The sequence below is a fragment of the Nocardia huaxiensis genome, assembly GCF_013744875.1.
In the GTDB taxonomy this organism is placed as follows: Bacteria; Actinomycetota; Actinomycetes; order Mycobacteriales; family Mycobacteriaceae; genus Nocardia; species Nocardia huaxiensis.
The window spans coordinates 2545953-2570103 of record NZ_CP059399.1; the positions used below are offsets into that span (position 1 = coordinate 2545953).

The 24151-nt window shown below is 67.6% G+C and carries 21 protein-coding genes and 1 tRNA gene; 15 read left to right on the top strand and 7 right to left on the bottom strand.

The window, feature by feature from the left end; genetic code table 11:
- Positions 1 to 158: 158 nt before the first annotated feature.
- The gene (locus H0264_RS11360; protein ID WP_181583928.1) at positions 159 to 506 is read right to left on the bottom strand and encodes a DUF1330 domain-containing protein; all 348 of its coding nucleotides are present in this window, start codon (positions 504 to 506) and stop codon (positions 159 to 161) included.
- A gap of 102 nt (positions 507 to 608) precedes the next feature.
- Here H0264_RS11360 and H0264_RS11365 point away from each other — a divergent pair, with 102 nt between their 5' ends.
- The 6 genes from H0264_RS11365 (at position 609) to H0264_RS11390 (ending at position 6188) form a co-directional block, all read left to right on the top strand.
- Positions 609 to 782, top strand: coding sequence for a hypothetical protein (locus H0264_RS11365; RefSeq protein WP_181583929.1), 174 nt, complete (start codon positions 609 to 611; stop codon positions 780 to 782).
- Positions 779 to 1273, top strand: a complete 495-nt coding sequence (locus H0264_RS11370) for a hypothetical protein (protein ID WP_181583930.1) — start codon at positions 779 to 781, stop codon at positions 1271 to 1273. The genes H0264_RS11365 and H0264_RS11370 overlap by 4 nt, the downstream gene beginning before the upstream one ends.
- Before the next feature lie 117 nt (positions 1274 to 1390).
- The gene (locus H0264_RS11375) at positions 1391 to 2689 is read left to right on the top strand and encodes an FAD-binding oxidoreductase (RefSeq protein ID WP_181583931.1); all 1299 of its coding nucleotides are present in this window, start codon (positions 1391 to 1393) and stop codon (positions 2687 to 2689) included.
- Positions 2690 to 2934: 245 nt separating this feature from the next.
- On the top strand, positions 2935 to 5346 hold the full coding sequence (locus H0264_RS11380; protein WP_244976159.1) for a sensor histidine kinase: 2412 nt from the start codon (positions 2935 to 2937) through the stop codon (positions 5344 to 5346).
- Positions 5343 to 5747 (top strand): roadblock/LC7 domain-containing protein, encoded by a 405-nt coding sequence (locus H0264_RS11385; protein WP_181583932.1) that lies wholly within the window; start codon positions 5343 to 5345, stop codon positions 5745 to 5747. The genes H0264_RS11380 and H0264_RS11385 overlap by 4 nt, the downstream gene beginning before the upstream one ends.
- A 72-nt stretch (positions 5748 to 5819) precedes the next feature.
- Positions 5820 to 6188 carry a DUF742 domain-containing protein gene (locus H0264_RS11390; protein ID WP_181583933.1) on the top strand — a complete coding sequence of 123 codons (369 nt, stop codon included), beginning with the start codon at positions 5820 to 5822 and terminating at the stop codon, positions 6186 to 6188.
- 11 nt (positions 6189 to 6199) lie between these two features.
- Here H0264_RS11390 and H0264_RS11395 read toward each other — a convergent pair whose 3' ends face one another.
- On the bottom strand, positions 6200 to 8134 hold the full coding sequence (locus tag H0264_RS11395) for a GMC family oxidoreductase N-terminal domain-containing protein (protein ID WP_181583934.1): 1935 nt from the start codon (positions 8132 to 8134) through the stop codon (positions 6200 to 6202).
- Between the two features lie 243 nt (positions 8135 to 8377).
- Between H0264_RS11395 and H0264_RS11400 the strand changes: the two genes are divergently transcribed.
- Positions 8378 to 8848, top strand: a complete 471-nt coding sequence (locus H0264_RS11400) for a carboxymuconolactone decarboxylase family protein (protein ID WP_181583935.1) — start codon at positions 8378 to 8380, stop codon at positions 8846 to 8848.
- 7 nt (positions 8849 to 8855) lie between these two features.
- Here H0264_RS11400 and H0264_RS11405 read toward each other — a convergent pair whose 3' ends face one another.
- Together H0264_RS11405 and H0264_RS11410 are read right to left on the bottom strand one after the other, a co-directional pair.
- A complete protein-coding gene (locus H0264_RS11405) occupies positions 8856 to 9947 on the bottom strand; it encodes a hypothetical protein (RefSeq protein WP_181583936.1) in 1092 nt (363 codons plus the stop codon).
- 72 nt (positions 9948 to 10019) lie between these two features.
- Positions 10020 to 10487, bottom strand: coding sequence for a hypothetical protein (locus H0264_RS11410; RefSeq protein ID WP_181583937.1), 468 nt, complete (start codon positions 10485 to 10487; stop codon positions 10020 to 10022).
- An 83-nt stretch (positions 10488 to 10570) separates the two neighbouring features.
- Here H0264_RS11410 and H0264_RS11415 point away from each other — a divergent pair, with 83 nt between their 5' ends.
- Positions 10571 to 10903, top strand: a complete 333-nt coding sequence (locus tag H0264_RS11415) for a hypothetical protein (RefSeq protein ID WP_181583938.1) — start codon at positions 10571 to 10573, stop codon at positions 10901 to 10903.
- Positions 10904 to 10973: 70 nt separating this feature from the next.
- Here H0264_RS11415 and H0264_RS11420 read toward each other — a convergent pair whose 3' ends face one another.
- The 3 genes from H0264_RS11420 to H0264_RS11430 are packed head-to-tail and all read right to left on the bottom strand — an operon-like array spanning position 10974 to position 14597.
- The gene (locus H0264_RS11420) at positions 10974 to 12599 is read right to left on the bottom strand and encodes a PH domain-containing protein (protein WP_181583939.1); all 1626 of its coding nucleotides are present in this window, start codon (positions 12597 to 12599) and stop codon (positions 10974 to 10976) included.
- The gene (locus H0264_RS11425; protein WP_181583940.1) at positions 12596 to 13102 is read right to left on the bottom strand and encodes a PH domain-containing protein; all 507 of its coding nucleotides are present in this window, start codon (positions 13100 to 13102) and stop codon (positions 12596 to 12598) included. Before H0264_RS11425 ends, H0264_RS11420 begins: the two co-directional genes overlap by 4 nt.
- A 49-nt stretch (positions 13103 to 13151) precedes the next feature.
- Positions 13152 to 14597: a hypothetical protein gene (locus tag H0264_RS11430; RefSeq protein WP_231083130.1), complete on the bottom strand. Its 1446-nt coding sequence runs from the start codon at positions 14595 to 14597 to the stop codon at positions 13152 to 13154.
- Positions 14598 to 14925: 328 nt separating this feature from the next.
- On the opposite strand from H0264_RS11430, the gene H0264_RS11435 reads away from it, so the two are divergent.
- The 7 genes from H0264_RS11435 (at position 14926) to H0264_RS11465 (ending at position 24096) form a co-directional block, all read left to right on the top strand.
- A complete protein-coding gene (locus tag H0264_RS11435; protein WP_181583941.1) occupies positions 14926 to 17541 on the top strand; it encodes a bifunctional FO biosynthesis protein CofGH in 2616 nt (871 codons plus the stop codon).
- A 558-nt stretch (positions 17542 to 18099) separates the two neighbouring features.
- The gene (gene fdxA, locus H0264_RS11440) at positions 18100 to 18423 is read left to right on the top strand and encodes a ferredoxin (RefSeq protein ID WP_181583942.1); all 324 of its coding nucleotides are present in this window, start codon (positions 18100 to 18102) and stop codon (positions 18421 to 18423) included.
- 9 nt (positions 18424 to 18432) lie between these two features.
- The gene (gene dapC / locus H0264_RS11445; RefSeq protein ID WP_231083129.1) at positions 18433 to 19539 is read left to right on the top strand and encodes a succinyldiaminopimelate transaminase; all 1107 of its coding nucleotides are present in this window, start codon (positions 18433 to 18435) and stop codon (positions 19537 to 19539) included.
- Positions 19540 to 19609: 70 nt separating this feature from the next.
- Positions 19610 to 19683: transfer RNA gene (locus H0264_RS11450), tRNA-Asp, on the top strand.
- 133 nt (positions 19684 to 19816) lie between these two features.
- A complete protein-coding gene (locus tag H0264_RS11455) occupies positions 19817 to 21421 on the top strand; it encodes a GMC oxidoreductase (RefSeq protein WP_231083128.1) in 1605 nt (534 codons plus the stop codon).
- A gap of 72 nt (positions 21422 to 21493) precedes the next feature.
- Positions 21494 to 23131 carry an L-glutamate gamma-semialdehyde dehydrogenase gene (pruA, locus tag H0264_RS11460; protein WP_181583944.1) on the top strand — a complete coding sequence of 546 codons (1638 nt, stop codon included), beginning with the start codon at positions 21494 to 21496 and terminating at the stop codon, positions 23129 to 23131.
- A complete protein-coding gene (locus H0264_RS11465) occupies positions 23128 to 24096 on the top strand; it encodes a proline dehydrogenase family protein (protein ID WP_181583945.1) in 969 nt (322 codons plus the stop codon). Before pruA ends, H0264_RS11465 begins: the two co-directional genes overlap by 4 nt.
- Positions 24097 to 24151: the final 55 nt, after the last annotated feature.

The following is a 24151-nucleotide window of genomic DNA, read 5'->3' on the forward strand; positions in this document are numbered from 1 at the left end:
ATTGAGGCGGCTGAGCGCGTGAGCGCCGGGCGTCCGACACAGCCTCCGCCGTTGCCTCTGCGTCATTCCGCGCCGGGATGACGAAGTGGGTTGTACCTGAAGCGGGTGGTGGCAGATGAGCGCGCCAGGCGGGACGCTTGGCCGTAACCTGCTGCCGCTCAGTGGTATTCGGCCTCGGTGCGGAGTTTGGCGGCGCGTGCGGCGGGATCGTAGTCGGGCGGGACGCCCTCGATGAGGAGCAGGTCGCCGTCGATGTGGTCGGTGCGCAGGTGGATGATCTCGCGGTAGGCGGGGGAGTGGTACCACTCGCGGGCCGCTGTCATGTCGGGGAATTCGATGAGGACCATGCTGCCGGGCCAGTTGCCCTCCACGACTTCGGCGGGCGGGCCGTGGATGACGAAGCGGCCGTGGAAGGGGTCGAGGGTGGCTTGGACGCGTTCGATGTATTCCAGGATGTCCGGGTGCGGGCGGCGGCTGCGCAGGTGGGCGAATCCGTAGGCGGGCATGATCGGCTCCTCGTTCACGGCGATTGCTGGGCCGACGGTAGCTCCGGAGGATTCCCCGGTCGATTACCTCGCGGGTAACGCCGGGATGAGAGACTGGCGGCCATGGGTAACTCGCCGGGCTACAACTGGGATCTGCAGAACGCCATCGCGGCGTTCGTGGAGAGCCAGCGGCCGAACTTCCAGGCGCAGCACGAACTGTATCTGCACGCGCTGTACTCCTTCGTGGATATGCAGAGCCATCTGCTGACCCTCCTCGGCTTCCCGCCGGTGCCGTGACGGCGGCGGTGAACGCCCCCGCGGGGGACTCCGAGGCCGCGGCCGGCCGGGGCCGGGCGTGGCTGCCGGTGATCGCCGTGCTGCTGGTGCTGGACGGGCTGATCACGGTGGTGCTCGAGGTGCTGTACCTGCCGCTGTACGCCGGGCGCGGCACGCTCGCGGAGGCGTCCGGCCCGCTGATGGCCGAGCCGCTGGCCGCCGCCACCACCACGGGCGCGGTGCCGGTGCCGATCGCCGCGCTGGTCGCGGCCGTGGTGAACGTGCTGCTCGTGATGGGCATGGGGACGATCTCGCAGCGTCCGGCGGTCATGCTGCTGCCGCTGCTCGCCTGGACCCTCGGCTTCCTGCTGCTGGCTAGCACCGGGCCGGGCGGGGACGTCATGCTGATCGGCGACTGGCCCACCATGCTGCTGTTCCTGTGCGGTCTGGTGCCCGCCGGGCTGTACCTCTACTGGCGGGTGACCGCCCGCGCCGTGGCCCGCGCTGTCTGACCCTGCTTTCCACCGAAGTCACACTTTCTGCGGCTGTCTCGTCATCTCTGTGAACGCCGCCCACGGCCGCCGGCCGGGCAGGTGACGACGATTCCAGTCGACGAGTGAGGAAAGACAATGACTTTCGAAGATCTGCGCAGTGCTGTCCGAGGTCGGGTGCTGGTGCCGGGTGAGGACGGATTCGAGCACGCGGCGCAGCCGTGGAATCTGGCGATCACGCAGCCGGTGGCCGCCGTGGTCGAGGCCGCGGACGCCGAGGATGTGGCGGCCGTGGTGCGGTACGCCAAGAGTGCGGGGCGGCCGGTGGTCACCCAGCCGACCGGGCACGGCGCGACCGGGGACATCGACTCCGCGATCCTGCTGCGCACCGGGCGACTGAACAGTGTGGAGATCGATCCGGCGGCGCGGCGGGCACGCGTCGGTGCGGGCGCGCAGTGGGGTCAGGTGCAGGCGGCCGCGGCCGAGCACGGGCTGACCGGGCTCGCGGGCAGCAATCCCGTTGTGGGCGTTACCGGTTACACCCTGGGCGGCGGCCTCGGCTGGTTCGGCCGCAAGCACGGGTGGGCCTCGGATGCGGTGCGCGCCTTCGACATTGTGGACGCCGACGGCAATCCGGCGCACGTCACCTTCGACAGCGACGCCGAACTGTTCTGGGCGCTGTGCGGTGGCGGCGGCGACTTCGGGGTGGTGACGGCGCTGGAATTCGAGCTGTTCCCCGCGCCCGGCCTGTACGGCGGCCGGGTCATGTGGCCCGGTGCGCGCCAGGCCGAAGTGTGGGACGCCTTCCGCGACTTGACCTCCCACGCCCCCGACGAGCTGTCGGTGTGGTTCCACCGCTTCCAGTTCCCGGACGCCCCGGAGATGGTGGCCCTCGATGTCGCCCACCTCGGTGATCCGGAGCGGGGCCGCGAACTGGTGTCGGACATCGACCGGATCGGCGGCGCGGTCGCCGACAAGCGCGGGGTCCTGTCGGTGGCGAACCTCGGCGACATCTGCGCCGAACCCACCAACCCCAGCCCGGCGATCTCGCGCGCCGAACTGCTCACCGATCTCGACGAGGAAACCGTGAAAGTGCTTCTCGGCGAACCGGTCGCGCCGCTGGTGAACATTCAGGTCCGGCATCTCGGTGGTGCGCTGACCCGTCCGGGTTCGGGTGCGCGCGGTCCGGTGCGGGAGCCGTACCTGCTGTACCTGCTCGGTCTGGGCCTGCCGCAGTTGCGAGATGCGGTGGGCGCCAAGCAGCGTGCGTTCGTGGACGCGCTCGGCCCGCATGTGAGCGGCGCCAAGCCGTACACCTTCCTGTCGCCGGCCGATTCCGTCGCAACGGCTTTCGACGAGGCCACGCTGGCGCGGCTGCGCGCGATCAAGCAGGCCCGCGACCCGCAGCGAGTGATTCGCGCGAATTTCCCGGTCTGAGGGGTTCCACTGCGTGGGACGGCGGATTGCGGAATCGAATTGAATCCATTCTGATTTCGAGATCTATCCGTTATCCTCCCGGATGAGGAAAGTGTGACGCGTATCGCCCGTTCGTCCGGCGATGTCGTGGGAGCAGGGCGCCACGGCGTTCGGGAGCGGGAAGTTTCACTGTGGGTAGTTGGCAGAGCCTGCGCAATTCTCTTGGTACGGCCTTCGATTCGCGCGGAGCCAGCGTTCGCGGCCGGGTGGGTGTGCGGGTTCGCCTGCTGTCGATGGTGCTCATCTCCAGTGTGACGCTGCTGGTCATCGGCGGTGGCGCGGCCGTCTACCTGGTGCAGAACGCGCGCGAATCCCAGCAGTGGGCCGAATTGGCCAGCAGCACCACGGGTCCGGCGATTCTCATGGTCTCCGCCTTCGAGGAGGAGCGGCGACTGTCGTTGCTGCACTTGGCCGGTGACACCGCGACCGTGCCGGAGCTGGTGGCCGCCCGCGCGAAATCGGATGCGGCGCTGGCGGCCGTCAGGGCCAAGGGTGACGCGGCCCGCGAGCTCAATCCCGATGGGAAAGCCTCGGATATCGAGGGCTACAACAAGCTCTTCTCCATGGTGCCGACGCTGCGGGCGGGCGTGGACGCCCTGCAGATGCCCGCCGATCAGGTGTTCACATTCTTCACGCAGGTGATCGGCACCATCATCTCGGCCTCCATGCTGGCGGCGCGGGTGGCGCCGGACGCCGAGATCGCCATCGAATTGGGTTATGCGGTAGAGCAATTGCGGGCGGCGGAGGCGCTGTCGCAGGCCGACACCATCGGCGCGGTGGCGCTGACCATGGGTGAGATGTCGGCGGCACAGTTCCTGGAATTCGGGCGGCTGGTCGGTGAATTCCGCAGTGAGGTGGCCTATTCCGCCACCGTGCTGAAGGGAATCCGGCTCGAACAGCTACAGGCCCTCACCAATGGTGAGGCGTGGCAGCAGGTTACCGCCATGCAGGACGCCGTCCTGCTGCGTGGGCCGTTCACCGCCGAGACCACCGACAGCCCGGCCAAGACCACCGGGGCCAGTGCGAAGACCGCCGAGCGCACGACCGCGAAGACTCCGGCGCTGCCGCTGGGCGTCGCGGCCTGGCAGCAGGCGAGCGGGCACGTCAAGGCGTCGCTGCAGCAGATCTGGGAGGACCAGAGCCGCGACGCGCACGTGATCGCGCGCGAGCAGGGCGCGGCGGCGACCCGGAACGCGAGCCTCGGCGGCGCGGTCGTGCTGCTGATCGCGGTGCTGGCCTTCGTGGCGGCGCTGATCATGGCCAACCGGTTCATCGGCCGCATGCGCCGATTGCGCCGCGACACCCTGGAATTGGCCGATCACCGGATGCCGGAGCTGATTGCGCGGCTCGGTGTGGGCGACGAGAAGGATGTGAGCGCCGAGACCGCCGCCCTGGATTTCGGCACCGACGAACTCGGGCAGGTGGCCGAGGCGTTCAACCGGGCGCACATCGCCGCGGTATCGGCCGCGGTCGCGGAGGCCAAGACGCGAGCGGGCGTGAACGCGGTCTTCCTCAATATCGCCCATCGCAGCCAGGTGGTGGTGCATCGGCAGCTGGGGCTGCTCGACCGGGCCGAGCGTGAGGAGAAGGACGCCGGGCAGCTCGAATTGCTGTTCCAGCTCGACCATCTCGCGACCCGGGCGCGGCGCAATGCCGAGAACCTGATCATTCTCGGCGGTGAGCAGCCGGGCCGGCGCTGGCGTAATCCGGTGCTGCTGTTCGAGCTGGTGCGCGGCGCGGTCGCGGAAAGCCTGGACTACACCAGGATTCACCTCGGCCGTCTGCCCGAGGTGCGGATCGCCAGCCACGCCGTCGCGGACGTGATCCACCTGCTGTCCGAGCTCATCGACAATGCGACCGCCTGTTCGCCGCCGGAATCCCAGGTGAGCGTGTCGGGCGTGATCGTGGGACGCGGTGTGGTCGTGGAGATCAACGATCAGGGCCTGGGCATGTCGGAGGACGAATTCGCCGAACGCAATGCCATGCTGGCGAATCCGCCGGACTTCAGCGTGGCGACGCTGCCCGGCGGCTCCCGGCTCGGGCTGTTCGTGGTCGCGAAACTGGCGGGGCGGCACGGCATCTCGGTGAAGCTGGCGGAGTCGGAGTACGGCGGCGTGCGGGCCGTGGTACTCATCCCCTCCGTGCTCATGGCCTCCGCCGACGCACCCGCCGAACCGCCGGCCGAACTGCCCGACGATGTGCGCGACGGGCTGCGCCCGCTGGTGCCCGATCACCCCTATGCCCTGCGCTCGGATCGATTCCAAGCGCTGCGTGCGGCCGCCGCCCCGAATTCCGCTGCGCCGCAGACTGTCGGCCCGGCACACACCTTCGGTCCCGCGCTGCACACGGGCCCGATGCAGCGTGTGAGCCGGGCGACAAGCCCGGCCGAGACCGCCGTACCGGCCCCGACCGGGGCCGCGGCACCGGGCACCCTGCCCGGCGGCCGCCCGGAACTGCCGCGCCGGAATCGGAACGCGGCCACGACCCCCGATCCCGCCGCATCCACCGCACCGCGCACGCGGTCGGCCGACGAGGCCCGGAATCTCATGAGCGCCATTGCGAAAGGCACCCGCCAGGGTAGGCAGACGCCGCCGGCATCCGAGAGAGGAACACCATGACCACCTCCCAGCGCATCGACCTCGGCTGGCTGCTCGCGGAACTGGTCGACGGCCTCACCGACGCGCAGTCGGCGGTCCTGCTGTCCACCGACGGACTGCTGCTCGGGTATTCACCCGGGCAGGACCGGGCCGACGCCGAACGCTTCGGGGCCATGGCCTCGGCGTTGCACAGCCTGGCGCGCAGCGCCGGACAGCATTTCCGGGCGGGCGGGGTGTGCCAGACCGTGGTGGAGCTCGACGAGGCGGTGCTGTTCATCACCGCGGCGGGGGAGAACGCCTGCCTGGCACTCATGGCGAAGGGGACCGCCGATATGGGATTGGTGGCCTACGAGATGAATCTGACGGTGCAGCGGGTGGGCACGCATCTGTCGGTGGACGCGCGCAGCCCGCATCGGGCGTGAGCGGGTACCGCGTGGCGGCGCCAGCGGAGCGTCACCACGCAGCGCACCGCTCGGCCCGCAAGGACACAGCCGATGAGTGATTCGCGCGAGCACTGGTACGAAGACGAGGCCGGACCGCTGGTCCGGCTCTACGCGGTGGCTCGCGGCCGGGCTGATCGGGCGGAACTGGACATGACCTCGCTGGTGGTCGACACCCAGCGCGGACTCGCCCTGACCCGCAATGAACCCGAATACGCGGCGATCGTCCGATTATGCGCCGGACCCATTTCGGTAGCGGAGGTGTCGGCGCATCTGCACCTGCCACTGACCATGACCAAGGTGCTCATCGGCGATCTGCTCGACGACGGCCGGCTGGTGGTCCGGTCCGCGCCGGCGGCCGAGCGCAGCACCTCCGATCTGGGGGTGCTGCGCGCGGTGCTGGACGGCATTCGGGCGCTCTGATCGCCGTCGGCTCAAACCAGTTGTGCCGCCAGGCGTTTGGCGTTCATGTAGGCGATGGCCTCGATGGTCACCATCGGGTTCACGCCCGGGGCGGTGGGGAAACTGGAACCGTCGGCGACCACGATATTCGCCACATCCCAGGTGACACCGTCCGGATTGGTGGCCGACAGCTCCGGCGAACCACCCATGCGCGCCGAACCCATGATGTGCAGCGCACCCATCGAGCACTGACCGGGACCGTAGCCCGCCCGCTTCGCGGCAGCCTCGAATTCGGCGTGCGAACCCCGCACACCCGGTTCATAGGAGACCCCGGCCTGATGCCCGGAGAAGATGCGACGCGCCCCCGCGGCTTCGAGAATCTGTGCCGCCCCGGCGATTCCGGTGTGCAGGTGCCCGGCGTCGTAATCCGACAGCTGGTACTTCACGATCGGCTCACCGCTGCGGTCGATCTCCACGGTGCCCGAATCCCGGTCGCGGGTGATGATGCCGATCGCATTGGAGCGCGCGAAATCCCGCATGGTGCGCTGGAATTCGGCCGCACCGCGCCACGCCATGAACCCGGTGCCCAGTCCCGGATGGGTGGGGCCGGTCTCATAGATGACGCCGTAGCCCTTGCCGTCCAGATTCGCGTGATGGCGGCTGATGCGGGCCTGCATCGCCCCCTCCCACGGCCGGATCTCCTCGTCGAAGACGCCGAAAACCGCTGCGGCGGGATGCAATCGCAGATAGCGGCCGATGTTCTTGTTGCGCAGGCCGGAGCGGCGCAGCAGGGCGGGGGTCTGGATCGCGCCCGCGGCCACCACCACGGCGCGCGCTCGCACGGTGATCTCCGTGCCGTCCGAGGTGCGGGCCGACACCGATTCGGCGCGACCGTTCTTCACCTCGATGCGGCGCACATCGGCATCGACCACCAGGCGGGCGCCGTGTGCGGCGGCATCGGCCAGCCAGGTCTTGTTCACCGACTGCTTCGCGCCCAGGCGGCATCCGTAACCGCAACGCCCGCACTCGATTCCGGCATCACACGCGTCGGACACATTGCGCGGCAGGGCATCCACATCCCAACCGAGAGCTCGCGCGCCGCGATCCAGCACGCTGTCGCGGGCGGACAGCGGCGAACGAGACTCGTTGACGTTGATCCGCTTGGACACCGTCTGCAGGGCGTCGCCGAATTCATCGGTGGCGAACTGCGGTACGCCCAGCTCGGACCATTCCTGGCGGACGCCGTCGGGTGTCGGCAGCGAGGTGCTCCAGTTGACGACCGTGCCGCCGCCCAGGCAGGTACCCGCCACCAGCGTGATCTGCCCCTCCGCCGAGGCCGCCGGTCCGGGCGCGTACAGGCTGGTCAGCGCCTCCAGTTCGCCCGCGCCGAAATCCCGGTCGTCGTAGTAGTTTCCGCGTTCCAGCACGATCACCTCGAGCCCGGCCTCGGCCAGCACGGCGGCCGCCGCACCGCCGCCCGCGCCCGACCCGATCACCACGACATCACAAGTGAGCGAAGTGGATTCGGTGAATTTCAGCGGAGACAGCGCGGGCTGCTGCGCGCCGGGCAGCGGGCCCACCGGCGCGGGATACCCGATCTCCTGCCACACCGGATTGAGGCCCGTCGGCCCCGGCGTGACATTGGAGGCAAGCAGCGCAGCGCCTTTCAGTGCCTGGAAGATCGCCCGCACCGGCGCCAGCCCGGAATCCCCGAGCCGCAGCAGCGCCGCCTCCCGCTGTTCCTGCGACAGCGACGAGAACCGGCGCAAACCGCTGCCGGTGAGCAGCCCCGTCAATCGCGAATCCCACAGTCCCAGCAGCATTCCCAGCTGTTTGACCTCCGCCTCCCGGGGATTGCGCCCCAGAATCCGGAAGATCGTGTCGACGGCGCCGAGTTCGGTGGCCCCGGGCACGAACGTATCGCAGATCATGCCCAGCGCCGCGCGCTGCCCGGCCGTTGGCTCCATACCGAATCCACCCTTCGTATCGTTCGGTGATGTCTACCACAATGCCAGAATGGCCGCTCACGTTCCATGGCATTCAACTGCTGAAACCCTGTGAACGGATGGCGAATTCGTAATTACATAGAACCGAGTCGGTGCGCCCCGCCAGTCTATGTGACCGGTGTCACGACAGCCTCGATGTCACACCTGGCGAGGTCATGTCGTCGGACTTGTGTAACCGACAGAGCCGACCGAAATGAGCCGATCATGGAACCCCGCTTCAACCTCTTCGCCAACGAGACCGCCGGCAAGTTCGTCAAGCGCTTCGCCACCGCCGGCCGCATCATCGACGACTCCACCCTCCCCAAGCCCACCCAGGAACTGGTGAAAATCCGCGCCTCCCAGATCAACAGCTGCGGCCACTGCCTCGACGGCCACACCAAGGACGCCGCCCTCGCCGGCGAATCCCCCGTCCGCCTCGCCATGGTCGCCGCCTGGCGCGAATCCACCGTCTTCACCGCAGCCGAACGCGCCGCCCTGGCCCTGACCGAAGAAGGCACCCGCCTCGCCGACGCCGCCCCCGGCATCTCCGAAACCACCTGGTCCGCAGTCCGCACCCACTACGACGAAGACCAGATCGGCGCCCTCATCTCCCTCATCGCCACCATCAACGCCTGGAACCGCCTCAACGTCATCGCCGGCAACACCGGCGGGAACTACGTTCCGGGGCAGTGGTGAAGGTAGCTCAGCGATTTGAAGGAACGGCGATTACGAAGCCGTTCTTCGCAATCTCCTGTCGCTGACCGTCTTTGACGAAGAACACCGAGGTATTTCCCGATGCGTCTGTGGTCGCGAGTTCGACAGTGGCACCGGCAGTGGTCTTGGCGGTATCGGTGATCGTCTTCTCCGGGAGCTGAGACCACCGCTGGTCGTATTGCCACCGTGCGGTGCTCGAGCCGCTGTCGGTCTCGGTGGACCGCTGGATTGTGACGGACGGCCCGGTCTCGTTGTCCCACCGGATGAAGCGTGCGTAGGAACAGCCCTCGACGGCCGGGGTGGTGTTCTGGATCGGAGCTCCGGAGCTCAGATCGATGAGGGAAACGATTGCCCGGTCGCATTTATCCGGGATGACAGCGGTATTGGACACCAGCGCCGCGAAGCGGCCGTCCGGACTGATTGTCGCCGCTGAAATGTAGCGGTTCGTATTCTCGATCGGCCCGAATTCCTTCAGCGTGCCGTCGGCCGAGACCATGAACGGCTCGTTGATGGCCAGACTGTCCGATGTACGGGTGTCTGTACGGCTCAACAGAAGGTTGCCGCTGTGCGCCGCCAGGAGGTGGTTTCTACGGATCCAATATTCGCCCGGGGCGGGAGTCCGGTCCCCGGCGGCGGGAATCGTGCGCCACACAGTTGGTTTCGGATTCGGCACCGAGATATCGACCCGCATCACAGCGTCGGGTTCGGTGGTTTTCCCGCTGCTTTGCAACCACGCGATCTCGCTGCCGCCGATCGGCACGGCGCTGCGGCACCCGCAACTGATGCGGGAGCCCTGCCCGCTCGAGTCCGCGGATAAGGTCACCACGGTGCCGTCCGAACTCGATCCTTCGTTCCAGAAGACGAACTTGGCGTCCGAGGTGAAGGTGAGTGCGGCGCGGAGGTCGAACGAACCACCCTCCCGCGCTAGTACGTTCATTCCGTCGGCGACTACGACCTCCTTCTGCGAGGTGTAGGCGAACACATTCGACTTGCCCGAGGAAGAGCTGTCGGTCCCGGCGGTGGTTGTGGTGCCACCGCACCCAGCCATCAGCGCCGTGGCCGCGAGCGTGGTCGCGACCATCGCGGCACGGCGTAGCTTGCGAACGCTGATGATTCTTCCCTTCTCTCGATCTCCGGGGCCCGGAGCATGCAGTCAGATGAGTGTGCCTTCGGCCACGATTCGCATGGTTGCCGCGGCATTGTTGTCGATATCGTCGGCGAGCAGGATGATCGCCTTCGCCTGCTGCTCGATCTCGTCGACATTGACGTTCGAAGGAGCAGGCTCGGCCACTTGTCCGCTGTCGTCGATCGTCGCCCCGTGGCCGGAGAGAAACTCGAGCAGATCCTTGTGGTCCTTCTTGATCTGTGCAAGCTGGGTCGGGTAGTCACCCCACCGCCGCGTCACTTCGTCGAGAATGGCGATATCGCTGGTGAGTGAGTTGATGAGAGTGGTGAACCGCTGGCGTCCGGAATCGCCTGCTGCGCCTGTCCAGCCGGTCAGCTCACTCTTGGTCTTCACCGTTTTCAGGACCTCAGTGAGGCTTCGCCGCCGTGCACGCAGCAACTCGACGTATGAGCCGAGGTGTGTGTCGTTCCATTTACCGACAGTCGCCAGATCCATGATCCCCCCGATCCCTCGACCCGCGCCACGCCCGGATCGTGTGTATCGTGAATCGTATTGCATGACAAGAGAAATGGTGAACCATGGGGGACGAGGATCTCAGGACTCTTTCGGTCAGGCCTGCGGACCTGCGCGATTGGGCGATCGCTGTCGACGAGATGTACGAGGACGTCAATCTCAAGATCGGTGAGTCCGACCGTGCCATTCGCGAAGACGTGAAGACTGCGTGGGTCGAGGACGCGTCGGCGGCTCTGGGGGCATTCGACACATATCTGGTAGGCCGTCGCGAAGACATCAAACGCCAAATGGCGGAGCTCGCAGAGTATCTCAGGACCTCCGCGAACGAGTTGGAAGCCAGCTCCAATCAGACCGGCGAACGGCTCATGGGATCCAGCTTGAATCTGCCTGAGAATTAGGCGAATTCCCCAAGGGTGCGCCGTTTCCACCGTCGATGGCCGGTGGGTGCCGGCGTTCGGCGGGATAGCTTCAGCGACTGCCGAGTTGGCCCGGTGTGACGGATTCGATGAGCTGCCACGCCTGGTCGATCGGTATGTCGATGATGTGGTAGCGCTTCTTGCCTGCTGCGGAGGCGGCGATGATCGTCGCCACGCCGCCGCGGCGCTGGAAGAAGGACTGGCGGACGGTCCAGCCGATGATGCCGGGGGATTCCAGGTGGTCGCGGTCGCGGTCGAGGGAGCCGTTGCGGGTGATCAGCCAGGTGGGGTTGTCGCCGGTGGCGGGGAGGACGGCGTGGCCCAGGCCCCGGTAGCGGTCCCAGGCCAGCGCGAGGGCGACCGGGACGGCGGCTATCGCGAGGATCCAGATCCAGAGCGGAACATGCACTCCGGCAAGGGAAAAGACGAGCAGTGCGGCGGCGATTCCCGCCACCGGGCCGAGTGTTCGGGTGAACCGGCGACGCAGCGCGGTGGGACCGTGTGAAGTCAGTTGGGCGGCAATCAGTTCGGAGGCCGTATCCACCAGCTGTGCGAGGGTGCGGTCGACGGCGGCGCGCGGCGCCTGCGGCAGCAGTTTCTGCCGGGGGTCGGTGCCGGTCATGATCGCTTCGAGTTCGGCCGCCCCGGCCAGCCGCAGCAGCAGCGGTTCGTTGACGGTCGCGCCGCGCAACCGGGCCAGGTCGAGCGTGGTCTGGCGGGTGGTGAACAGACCGTGCCGGATGTGCAGGGTCTTGCCGTCGTCGAGCACCTGAAGCCCGAAATACGTGGTGAGATAGCGTGCGCAGGCGGCCAGGCTGACGATCACGATGAGCGCGATGATCAGCACCACGACGGTCGCGGCGATGAATATCGCGCCCCGATGGCTGACGCCCTGCACCGCGCTGGAGTCGAAGATCAGATCGGCCACGCCGTACTGGAAGGCCAGACCGACAATCGGGGCGATGATGGCGAACCCCGTCAGCGACAGCGGGGCGTAGCGCACCCATTCCGGCCGCCAGTGCGCGATCTCCACGGGTTCGTGTGTGCGTGCGACGGTTTCGAGCGTGCCGGAACTCAATGGCGGGGCCGCCGCCGCATCCGCGGAGGGAGCGCCGGGCAGTGTCTCGGACTTGCTGGTGGGCGCGGGCTGCGCCGGAACCTGCTGTCCCGCACCATTGTCGGCGGTGTGCGCGAGCAGGGCGAGCCGCAGCTCCGGCACCAGCCGGGCATCCAGGGAATCGAGTTTGAACTGATCCCCGCGTTCGGCCTGCTGCCCGGTGCCGATGGACAGCACCGCCAACCCCAGCGCCCGATGCAGCAGATCGGCTTCCACATCCACCGACCGCACCCGGGTGCGCGGCACCGAAAGCTTCTTGCGCTGAATCAATCCCGTGCGCAGTTCCACATTGTCCGGTGTGATCCGATACGTGGTGGTGAACCAGCGGGTGAGCGCCAGCAGCACGATCACGCCCACCACCGCGAGACTCCACATGTGATTGTCGCTGCGCGCCCCGGCGATGAACGAGAACAGCAGCACCGGAATGAACCGGATGAGCTCGGTGACCGGATGCACCAGCAGCATTCGCCGATCCAGCCGCTGCCATCCGTCGGCGATGTCGTCGCGGCGGCCCGGAACAGTCTCGGGCACAGCCGGATCCGGCGCCTGCGGCTGGCTCATGTGGCGTCCCCGCGATGCCGGGCCGCGATCTCGGTCAGGTGCGTCACGGTATTCCGCGCATCCTCGAGATCGAGGGCGCTGATGTGCACCGCCCCCGCCGAGGAGGCCGTGGTCACGGTGACCGTCGCAAGTCCGAGCAGCCGCTCCAGCGGCCCGCGGTAGGTGTCCACCGTCTGCACCCGGGTGATCGGCGCGACCCGGCTCTCCTGGGTGAGCCACCCGGTGCGCGTGTACACGGCCTCATCGGTGATCTCCCACCGATGCACCGCGTACCGCCACAGCGGAATCACCACAATGCTGAAAGCCGCTGCCGCCAGCGCGATCCCGAGCACGATGCCCTGCAGCGTGCGCCGCTGCGAGTCGAGCACCATCCACACCGCCACGCCGGCGACCGGGAAGGCCCAGGACAGCGCCGAGCTCAGCGCCCACAGCAGTTTGGCGCGTGGGCTGGGCCGCCGGGCGGGGTCGGCCATGATGCCGCCGGGGGCGGTGGGCTGGGACATGCTGCCATGCTTGCACGATTCCGGCCGGGAGGGCCGGAGATCATCTGCCTCAGCGCGCGGTAATGCGGAACAGCCCGGTCATGGTGCCCTGATACTGCACCCGTCCAGGTGCGATGGTGCCGACCATCTGCAGGGTGTCGTGCACGGGCGTGGCGCCCATGAGTCGCTCCGAGTCCAGTTTCCCGGTGGCGGCGTCGATGACGGCGAGGCGATAGCTATCGGTCGGATTCCCGGTGGGCAGCCCCGCGCTGCCGGTGCCCAGCACCGACCGCCGCGTCACGGTGTAGATCTTCCCGTCGGCCACCGACAGGCGCGGAACCGCCGCGGAGGGAACATCATTCGTCCACACCACGCGGCATCCGGTGGCACTCACATCGACCCGCGTCATGCCGCCGGTGAAGTTCGCGCCGGCGGGCTGGCTCGGCCCGGCATTGGCGGGCAGCTGCGGATACGGATACCCGTAGGTGCTGGCCACGAACAGCGACGATCCCACGCCGATGGGCGAATTCTCGGTTCCGTCGACGGCGGGCGTCGAGCAGATCTGCCGCCCGGTCGCGGTCTCGAAGACCAGCAGGTTCTCCTTGCTCGCCGCATTGTCGGTGATCGCGACGTATTCGGTCCCGCTACCCGGTCCGAAGAAGGTCGGCGTGGCCCCGGTGCCCCAGCTGAGCTGCCCCGGCTTGCGCGCCGGCCCGCGATCGTAGGGCTGCCGCCACACGACGCGCGGATTCCCGGCCGCGTCCGCGTTCACCAGATACAGCGCGTGCGTGGTCGCGATGGACACGCCTTCCGGCGCGCTCGAAATGCTGTTGGCCACCGATTCCCCGGGCCCGAGCACGATCGACCGCGCCACCCCGTCCAATCCCACGAACCCGGCGGCCGCATTGTCGGTGGCGAACCACACCCGCCCGTCGAAGTCGGGCATCACCGAACTGACCGCGTCGCACCCGTTGCCCCCGCAGTGTCCGGTAACCGCCTGCGACACATCGGTTTCGGATTCGATGACCACCCGCCACGAATTCCCGCTGCGCTGATGCGCCACCCGCAGCAGTTTCCCGCTGCCGTCCACGGTGACCATCCGGTCCTGATTGTCGAGGTAGGCGTACACGCCGCCGAGCAGACTGCCCTTGGTCAACTCCAGCGACGCGAGGGTATTGCCGGTGTTCGGATCGAGCAGCAGCACCTCCGGCGCCCGATTGCTGATCTTCGTGCACAGCGCCTGCGGAAGCCCGTCCGCGCCTTGCAGAATCGTCGGGCACGCCGCGGCCAGCTCGTGGAAGTCGGCGCGAATGTCCCCCGTGCCGGGTCCGGGAAGCGGCGTGGCGTCGGAGGATTCGGCGTCACCGTGCATGGTCGCGGTCCCCAGCGGCCCCAGATGCGGATTGGCGGGCGGCAGCGAATCGAAGTCGGCCGAGGCCGGTGCGGCGGTCAGGGTGAGCAAAGCGGCGGCGGTCGCGGCAGCCACAGCGGTGGCGCGGCCCAATCTGTCGAACACGGATAGCCCCGTTTCGTCGTTTCCGGGCGCGGGCCCGGAGGTGCAGCTATGAGCGTAAATACGAATATTCGTATCAACCGATGCGAGTAATCGTGGCGGACACCCTAGAGGCGCAGGTCGCGGGTGACAAGGGTCAGTCCCAGGAGGAGACGCATGACGGAGTAATGCGAAGGTGACAGCTGATTTCGCGCGATCCGGGTAACTCGTCGGGTACGGAGGAATCGGATCGGCTCCCAGCCGGTTGCACGCATGCATGACGGATAACGGCACTCAGCCGGGCGCAGAAGTTCCGGGGAGGCGGAGGGAGCAACAGTCGGATGGATGGCGCATGATCGAGGACGTGACGGATCTACCGAACCCGAGCCTTCCCCCGAAAGCTGCCGTGCCGCCCTCCCCCTCGGGGATGCGCCGGGCGCTGCGCCGGGCGCGGGACGGCGCGACGCTCAATCTCGACGAGGCGGTCGTGCTGCTGCATGCCCGGGGTGCGGATCTCGCCGACCTCACCGCCTCGGCCGCGCGCGTGCGCGATGCCGGACTCCGTGAGGCGGGGTACGCGGGGGAGGCCCTTCCGATCACGTACTCGCGCAAGGTGTTCATTCCGCTGACGCATCTGTGCCGCGACAAGTGCCACTACTGCACGTTCGTCACCGTGCCCGGAAAGCTGCGCGCCCAGGGCAGGGGCATGTACCTGGAACCCGACGAGGTGCTCGAGATCGCCCGCAAGGGCGCCGAACTGGGTTGCAAGGAAGCCCTTTTCACGCTCGGTGACCGCCCCGAGGAGCGCTGGCCCGAGGCCCGGCAGTGGCTCGACGAACGCGGCTACGACTCCACCCTCGACTATGTGCGCGCCATGTCCATCCGCGTGCTCGAGGAGACCGGCCTGCTGCCGCACCTGAATCCGGGTGTGATGAGCTGGGAGGAACTGTCCCGCCTCAAGCCGGTCGCCCCGTCCATGGGCATGATGCTGGAGACCACCTCCACCCGGCTGTTCACCGAACCCGGGCAGGCGCACTACGGCAGCCCGGACAAGGATCCCGCGGTGCGCCTGCGGGCGCTCACCGATGCCGGACGCCTGTCGGTGCCGTTCACCACCGGCATCCTGGTCGGCATCGGCGAGGACCTCACCGAGCGCGCCGAATCCATTCTCGCGATCCGCAAGGCGCACAAGGCTTTCGGGCACGTGCAGGAGGTGATCGTGCAGAACTTCCTGGCCAAGCACGACACCGCCATGCGCAACACCCCCGATGCCGACCTCGAGGAGTTCCGCGCCACCATCGCCGTGGCCCGGCTGCTGCTCGGCCCGAAGATGCGCATCCAGGCCCCGCCGAATCTGGTGTCGCTGGACGAATGCCGGGCCCTCATCGACGCCGGCATCGACGACTGGGGCGGGGTGTCACCGCTCACCCCCGACCACGTCAACCCCGAACGCCCGTGGCCGAATCTCGAAGTGCTGGCGCAGGTTACGGCCGACGCCGGATATGTGCTCACCGAAAGGCTCACGGCCCACCCGAAATACGTGCTCGCCGGACACCCGTGGATCGACCCGCGCGTCTCCCGGCACGTGGCCGCCCTCGCCGATCCGGTGACCGGCCTTGCGCGCGAAGTGAATCCGACCGGACTGCCCTGGCAGGAACCCGACCACGACTGGGAATCCGTCGGCCGCATCGACCTGAACACCGCCATCGACAGCGAAGGCCGCAATACCGAATCCCGCAGCGACTCCGCCCTCGCCAGTGACGGTCTCGGCGCGTTCGGCGACTGGGAGACCATTCGCGAGCAGGTGAACGAACTCGCCGCCGCGGCCCCCGAACGCTTCGACTCCGATGTGCTCTCGGCCCTGCGCGCCGCCGAGAAGGACCCCGCCGGGCTCACCGACGACCAGTACCTGGCGCTGGCCACCGCCGACGGCCCCGCGCTGGAAGCCATTGCGGCCCTGGCGGATCAGCTGCGCCGCGACACCAATGGCGACGATGTCACCTACATCGTCAACCGGAACATCAACTTCACCAATATCTGCTACACCGGTTGCCGCTTCTGCGCCTTCGCCCAGCGCAAGGGCGACGCCGACGCCTTCACCCTCAGCACCGACGAGGTCGCCGACCGCGCCTGGGAGGCGCATGTCGAAGGTGCGACCGAGATCTGCATGCAGGGCGGCATCGACCCGGAACTGCCGGTCACCGGCTACGCGGACCTGGTGCGCGCCATCAAGCAGCGCGTCCCGTCCATGCACGTGCACGCCTTCAGTCCCATGGAGGTCGTCAACGGCGCTTCGCGTGGCGGGCAGTCCATCCACGACTGGCTGAGCGCGCTGAAAGAGGCCGGGCTCGACACCATTCCGGGCACCGCCGCCGAAATCCTCGACGACGAAGTCCGCTGGGTCCTCACCAAGGGCAAGCTGCCCACCTCGGCCTGGGTCGACGTCATCACCACCGCGCACAAGCTCGGCATCCGCTCCAGCTCGACCATGATGTACGGCCACGTCGACAACCCCAAGCACTGGGTCGGCCACCTGCGCGTGCTACGCGGAATCCAGGACGAGACAGGCGGTTTCACCGAATTCGTGCTGCTGCCCTTCGTGCACCAGTCCGCCCCGCTGTACCTGGCGGGAGCCTCCCGCCCCGGCCCCACCGTCCGCGACAACCGCGCCGCGCACGCGCTGGCCCGCATCATGCTGCACGGCCGCATCCACAATATCCAGACCAGCTGGGTGAAACTCGGTATCAAGGGCACCCAGCTCATGCTCAATGGCGGCGCCAACGATCTCGGCGGCACCTTGATGGAGGAAACCATCTCCCGCATGGCCGGTTCCGAACACGGCTCGGCCAAAACCGTCGCCGAACTCACCGAGATCGCCACCGGCATCGGCCGCCCCGTCCGCCAGCGCACCACCACCTACGGTGTGCCGCAACACAGTTCACACTCGGTCCCGCTGGCCCTCGGCTAGCCGTCCACACCATTGCCCGGCACTGTGGCGCCCGAACCATCGGGTGCCACAGTGCTGTTCCAGGGGAAAACCCGACCCGGTATGCGGGCGAGTGCGGGTCGGCTGACTCATGCGCCTGGGCTATGGGCCCGGCAATAGTGGTGGTCGGTACGCCGAGCCACCCGGGGGATCGAGGCCACCCGCACGCTGCGGCTTGCCCACCCCGGTTTACGCATTCTGGTCATGACAGTGTCCGAGGATCGGGACAGTCTGCTCGTGGCGATCCGTGCGGAGGCGGATGGGTACCTTACTCAAAGGTGCGCATGTCGCGGACCTGCTCTCCGGTGCCGGGACGTGTCGATCTTCGGGAAGCTCCAGGTTCACGATCGCGCGGAGGCCATTATCCGGGCACGTGAGGCGGGATTGGGCGGCCGATGAGGGGCTTTGCGGGGTGTGAACCATCCCTGGCGGCACGCGGTGCGAATTAAGGTAAGCCTGACCAGTAGTAATGTTGGGGCGCGGGATAGGGTTTCGCGGGGCGGAGCATCCCGCATGTGAGGACAGACTAGGAGAGCGGCAGTGCCGTACATCATCGCTGAACCGTGCGTTGACGTGAAGGACAAGGCGTGCATCGAAGAATGCCCCGTGGACTGCATCTACGAGGGCGGTCGCATGCTGTACATCCAACCGGACGAGTGCGTGGACTGTGGTGCATGTGAACCCGTCTGCCCGGTGGAGGCCATCTTCTACGAAGACGACACCCCGGATCAGTGGAGCGGTTACGTCAACGCCAATGTCGAGTTCTTCGATGATCTCGGCTCGCCCGGCGGCGCCACCAAGGTCGGCAAGGTCGATTACGACCCGCCGTTCATCGCCGCCCTCCCGCCCATGGCCGGCGAGTAGGCAGTCGATTTGAACACGCGTGGCCGGGTGAGCTCGCTGCTGCCCGATTTCCCCTGGGACACCATCGCTTCCGTGAAGGCGAAGGCCGCCGCCCATCCGGGCGGCATCGTGGATCTGTCCGTCGGCACCCCTGTCGATCCGGTCGATCCGCTGATCCGGGCCGCGCTGTCATCGGTGGCGGAGGTGCCGGGATACCCGACCACGCACGGCACCCCCGAACTGCGGCAGGCCGCGGTCGACGCGATGAAGCGGCGGTTCGGGATCACCGGTGTGGACCCGGCTGCGGTGCTGCCGGTCATCGGCACCAAGGAGCTGATCGCGGGACTGCCGCGGCTGCTCGGACTCGGTGCCGAAGATCTGGTGGTGATTCCGGAGGTCGCGTACCCGACCTATGAGGTGGGCGCGCTGCTGTCCGGCTCGCGCATCATTCGCGCGGACGGGCTCACCCAGCTCGGGCCGGAGAAGCCCGCGCTCATCTACCTGAACTCGCCGTCGAATCCGACCGGCAAGGTGCTCGGCGTCGAACATCTGCGCAAGGTGGTCGAATTCGCGCGCGAGCGCGGGGCGATCGTGGCGTCCGACGAGTGCTACCTGGGCCTGACCTGGGAGGGCCGCGCGGTCTCCATCCTCGATCCCGAGGTGAGCGACGGTGATCACACCGGGCTGCTGGCCATCCACTCGCTGTCCAAGACGTCGAATCTGGCGAGCTACCGCGCCGGGTTCGTCACCGGCGACCCGGAGCTGGTGGCCGAATTGCTGGAGGTGCGAAAGCATTCCGGCATGATGCTGCCGTTCCCGATCCAGGCCGCCATGACCGCGGCCCTCGGCGACGACACCCACGAGTCGCAGCAGCGCGAGCGCTACCGTGCGCGCCGCGAGGTGCTGCGAAACGCGTTGCTCCAGGCCGGTTTCCGCATCGACGACTCCGAGGCCGGACTGTACCTGTGGTCCACGCGCGGCGAGCCCTGCCGCACCACCCTGGACTGGCTGGCCGAGCGCGGCATCCTGGCGGCCCCGGGCGAGTTCTACGGCCCGCGCGGCAATCAGCATGTGCGCATTGCGCTTACCGCCACCGACGAACGCATCGCGGTCGCAGCTGAGCGTCTGACCAGCTGATTTCCTTCCGCTGCCGGGCGCGTGCTACTGTCTTCGACGTTGCGAGGCCCGGCGGCCGAGCTTCTAGCAAGGCCCTGTGGCGCAGTTGGTTAGCGCGCCGCCCTGTCACGGCGGAGGTCGCGGGTTCGAGTCCCGTCAGGGTCGCCTCTCTTGATCGATCGAAGTCCGGTTGCCGATGCAACCGGACTTTTTTCGTTTCTGCGCAAAAGTGACACGTACGCGCTTCAGACAACCTATAACAGGTTCTAATTCGAGAAGTTCGATGAGGAGCCTTTCAATGCGTATGACTCGCCGTGCATTCCTTGCCACCACCGGCCTCGCCCTGGGCGGCGTGGCCCTGGCGCGGCGAGCGCCCGCACAGGCGCTACCCACCAAACAGCTATCCGACGGTGACAAGGTGCCCGCCCTGGTCATCGGCAGCGGCTACGGCGGCGCGGTGGCCGCCCTGCGACTGGCCCAGGCCGGCATCGACGTGGCCGTCGTCGAGATGGGCATGTCCTGGTCCACGCCCGGCTCCGACGGAAAGATCTTCTGCGGCATGCTGAAACCGGACGGGCGCTCCTTCTGGCTGCGCAATCGCACCGACCAGCCGATCAGCAACTTCGCCGGCGGCGACTACAACAAGGACATCCAGAAGTACACGGGCGTACTGGATTCCGAGCAGTTCAGCGGGATCAAGGTGTACCAGGGGCGCGGCGTCGGCGGCGGTTCGCTGGTGAACGGCGGCATGGCCGTCACGCCCAAGCAGCAGTACTTCTCCACCATCCTGCCCACCGTCGACGCGGGCGAGATGTACTCGACCTACTACCCGCGCGCCAATGCCGCGCTCGGCGTCAACAATCTCGACCAGAGTTGGTTCGACAGCGCCGAGTGCTACAAGTACGCGCGGGTCGGGCGCAAGCAGGCCGAGCGCTCCGGATTCGCGTGGACCTTCGTGCCCAATGTGTACGACTTCGGCTACATGAAGCAGGAGCAGGCCAATCAGGTCACCCGCTCGGCGCTGGCCTCGGAAGTCATCTACGGCAACAACTTCGGCAAGAAGTCCGTGGACAAGACCTATCTGGCCGAAGCCGTGGGCACCGGCAGGGTCGGCATCACGCCCATGCACAAGGTCACCGCGGTCGCGCCCACCGAGGGCGGCTACAAGGTCGAGATGAAGCAGATCGACACCAGCGGAAACACGGTGGCCACCAAGAACATTGTGGCGCAGCGGGTGTTCTTCGCGGCCGGCAGCGTGGGCACCAGCAAGCTGCTGGTGTCCATGAAGGCGCAGGGCAAGCTGCCCAACCTGCCCGACAGTGTCGGCACCGGGTGGGGCAACAACGGCAATGTGATGGTCGCGCGCGCCAACCACGTGTGGGACGACACCGGCAGCCTGCAATCCTGCATCCCCTGCCTGGGCATCGACAACTGGGCGGATTCGTCCGCGCCGGTCTTCGCCGAGGTGTCGCCGATTCCGGCGGGCCTCGAAACGTTCATCAGCCTCTACCTGGCCATCACCAAGAACTCGAACCGCGGCACCTTCACCTTCAACTCCGGCACCGGCGGCGTGGACCTGAACTGGCAGACCTCCTGGGCGCAGCCCAGTATCGACGCCGCCAAAAAGGTCTTCGACAAGATCAACAGCAAGGAGGGGACCATCTACCGGACCGACCTGTTCGGGCTCTACAAGACCTGGGGCGACAACTTCACCTACCACCCGCTGGGCGGTTGCGTGCTCGACCAGTCCACCGACAACTACGGACGGCTCACCTCGTACCCGGGGCTCTACGTGATCGACGGATCGCTGATTCCGGGCAGCACCACGGTGAATCCGTTCGTCACCATCACCGCTCTCGCCGAACGCAATATCGAGAAGATCATCGCTACGGATTTACGGTAGCGACGCGGGTACGCCGGAAGGAAGTAGCGCGTTCCTGCCCGCTGGGCGGCAAAGTTCGCGATAGCCTGGGTTATGGACGCTGTTTCGGTTGTCCCCACACCTGCCAACGAACCGGTGCACACCTACGCGCCGGGCAGCCGGGAACGGGAGCTGCTCACCGGCAAGCTCGCCCACCTCTCCGCCGAATCCGTCGACGTGCCGCTCGTGATCGGCGGCCGCGACCGGACCGGCAGCGGAGAACGGCTGGAAATCGTTATGCCGCACCGGTATCGGCACGTGCTCGGGACCTACACGCAAACCACCCACGACGAGGCGCAGGCGGCCGTCGACGCCGCGACGGCCGCCGCACCCGCCTGGCGCGCACTACCGTTCGAAGAACGGGCGGCGGTGCTGCTCCGCGCCGCCGACCTGCTCGCCGGGCCCTGGCGGGAAACCATCGCGGCGGCAACCATGCTCGGACAGTCGAAATCGGCCACCCAGGCCGAGATCGACGCACCCTGCGAGCTGGTCGACTTCTGGCGCTTCAATGTGGCCTTCGCGCGCGGGATCCTGGAGCAGCAGCCGGAATCCGGTGCGGGCGTGTGGAATCGAATGGACTACCGGCCCCTGGAGGGGTTCGTATACGCGATCACGCCGTTCAACTTCACCGCCATCGCCGGGAACCTGCCCACCGCGCCCGCGCTCATGGGCAATACCGTGGTGTGGAAACCCTCACCGACGCAGACGCTTTCGGCGTACTACACCATGCGGTTGCTGGAAGCGGCCGGGCTGCCGCCGGGCGTGATCAATATGGTCACCGGGGACGGGATCCAGCTCTCGGAGATCGCGCTGGCCGATCGGCGGCTGGCGGGCATCCACTTCACCGGGTCCACCCGCACCTTCCAGCACCTGTGGCGGGAGGTGGGCGCGAATATCGACCGCTACCACAGTTATCCGCGGCTGGTGGGGGAGACGGGCGGCAAGGATTTCATCGTCGCGCACAGCTCCGCCGACCCGGATGCCCTGCGCACGGCGCTGATTCGCGGGGCGTTCGAGTATCAGGGGCAGAAGTGCTCGGCGGCCTCGCGGGCCTACATCGCGAAATCGGTATGGACCCTGATCGCCGATGACTTCGCCGATCAGGTGCGGGAGCTCGGCTACGGCGATGTGGCGGACCTGTCGAATTTCGGTGGGGCGCTGATCGATCGACGGTCCTACGACAAGAATGTGGCGGCCATCGAACGCGCACGGGCCAAAGGGATCGAAATCCCCGTGGGCGGGCACTACGACGACAGCGAGGGCTACTTCGTCCGGCCGACCGTGCTGCTCGCCGACGACCCCACCGACGAGTCCTTCGCCACCGAGTACTTCGGGCCCATCCTGTCGGTGTACGTCTACGACGACAGCACCCCTTCGGGTTTCGCCGATGTGCTCACCCAGGTGGACCGGACCTCGCCCTACGCGCTCACCGGCGCGATCTTCGCCCGCGACCGGCAGGCCGTCGAACAGGCTTCGGCCACACTGCGATTCGCGGCCGGAAACTTCTATGTCAACGACAAGCCCACCGGCGCGGTGGTCGGGCAGCAGCCTTTCGGCGGCGCTCGCGGCTCCGGCACCGACGACAAGGCCGGCTCATATCTGAACCTGCTGCGCTGGACCGCACCTCGCACGATCAAGGAAACCTTCGTCGCCCCCACCGATTACCGCTACCCGCACATGGAGGCCCGATGATCCGGATCAATCCGCTCCGTCCGGTGATTCTCGCGGCAGCCGGATCGGACCGCATGAAGCGCACCATCACCAAGGTGCCCGCGACCGCGGCCGTGGTGAAACGCTTCGTCGCCGGGGAGACCCGCGCGGAGCTGCTGCCCGTCGTGCGGGAACTGCTCGCCGGCGGCCGCACGGTGAGCGTCGACTTCCTGGGCGAGTACACCACCGAACGCGGCATGGCCGATGCCGCGGTGACCGAATACCTCGCTCTCATAGGCGAACTCGCCGCCCTGGATCGCACGCTCCCGGACAGTGCGAGCACGGTGCCACGCGTCGAGGTGTCGCTGAAACTGTCCGCGCTCGGCCAGTTCCTGGGGGCGGACGGCCCCGCCATCGCCGCCGAGAACCTGCACAAGCTCTGCGCCAAGGCCGCCGAATCGCAGGTGTGGGTGACCGTGGACGCCGAGGACCACACCACCACCGAGGAGACCGTCGCGGCCGTGCGGGAGATGCGGTCCGAATTCCCCTGGCTGGGCCTGGCGGTGCAGACCTATCTGCGGGACGCGGTGGCGCGGTGCCGGGACCTGTCGGCGGAGGGCACGCGAATCCGGCTGTGCAAGGGCGCGTATCAGGAACCGGAGACCGTCGCGTATCGCAAGCGCGCCGAGGTCGACGCGTCCTATCTGGAATGCCTCGACGTGATCATGCGCGGCGACGGCTATCCGATGGTGGCCACCCACGATCCGGCCATGCTCGACGCCGGACTGCGTGAGTCCGCCGAGAAATACCGTGGGCCGGGCGATTTCGAGTTCCAGATGCTGTACGGCATCCGGGACGCGGAACAGCGGCGGCTGGTCGGGGAGGGGCAGGCGTTGCGGGTGTACGTGCCCTACGGTGGCCAGTGGTACGGCTACCTCATGCGGCGGCTGGCCGAACGGCCCGCCAATGTCGGCTTCTTCCTGCGCGCGCTCACCGAGCGGAGCTGAGCCGCCGCGCCGAAAAGTATTGCGGGCGGGCAGGAGTCCGGTTCTCCTGCCCGCC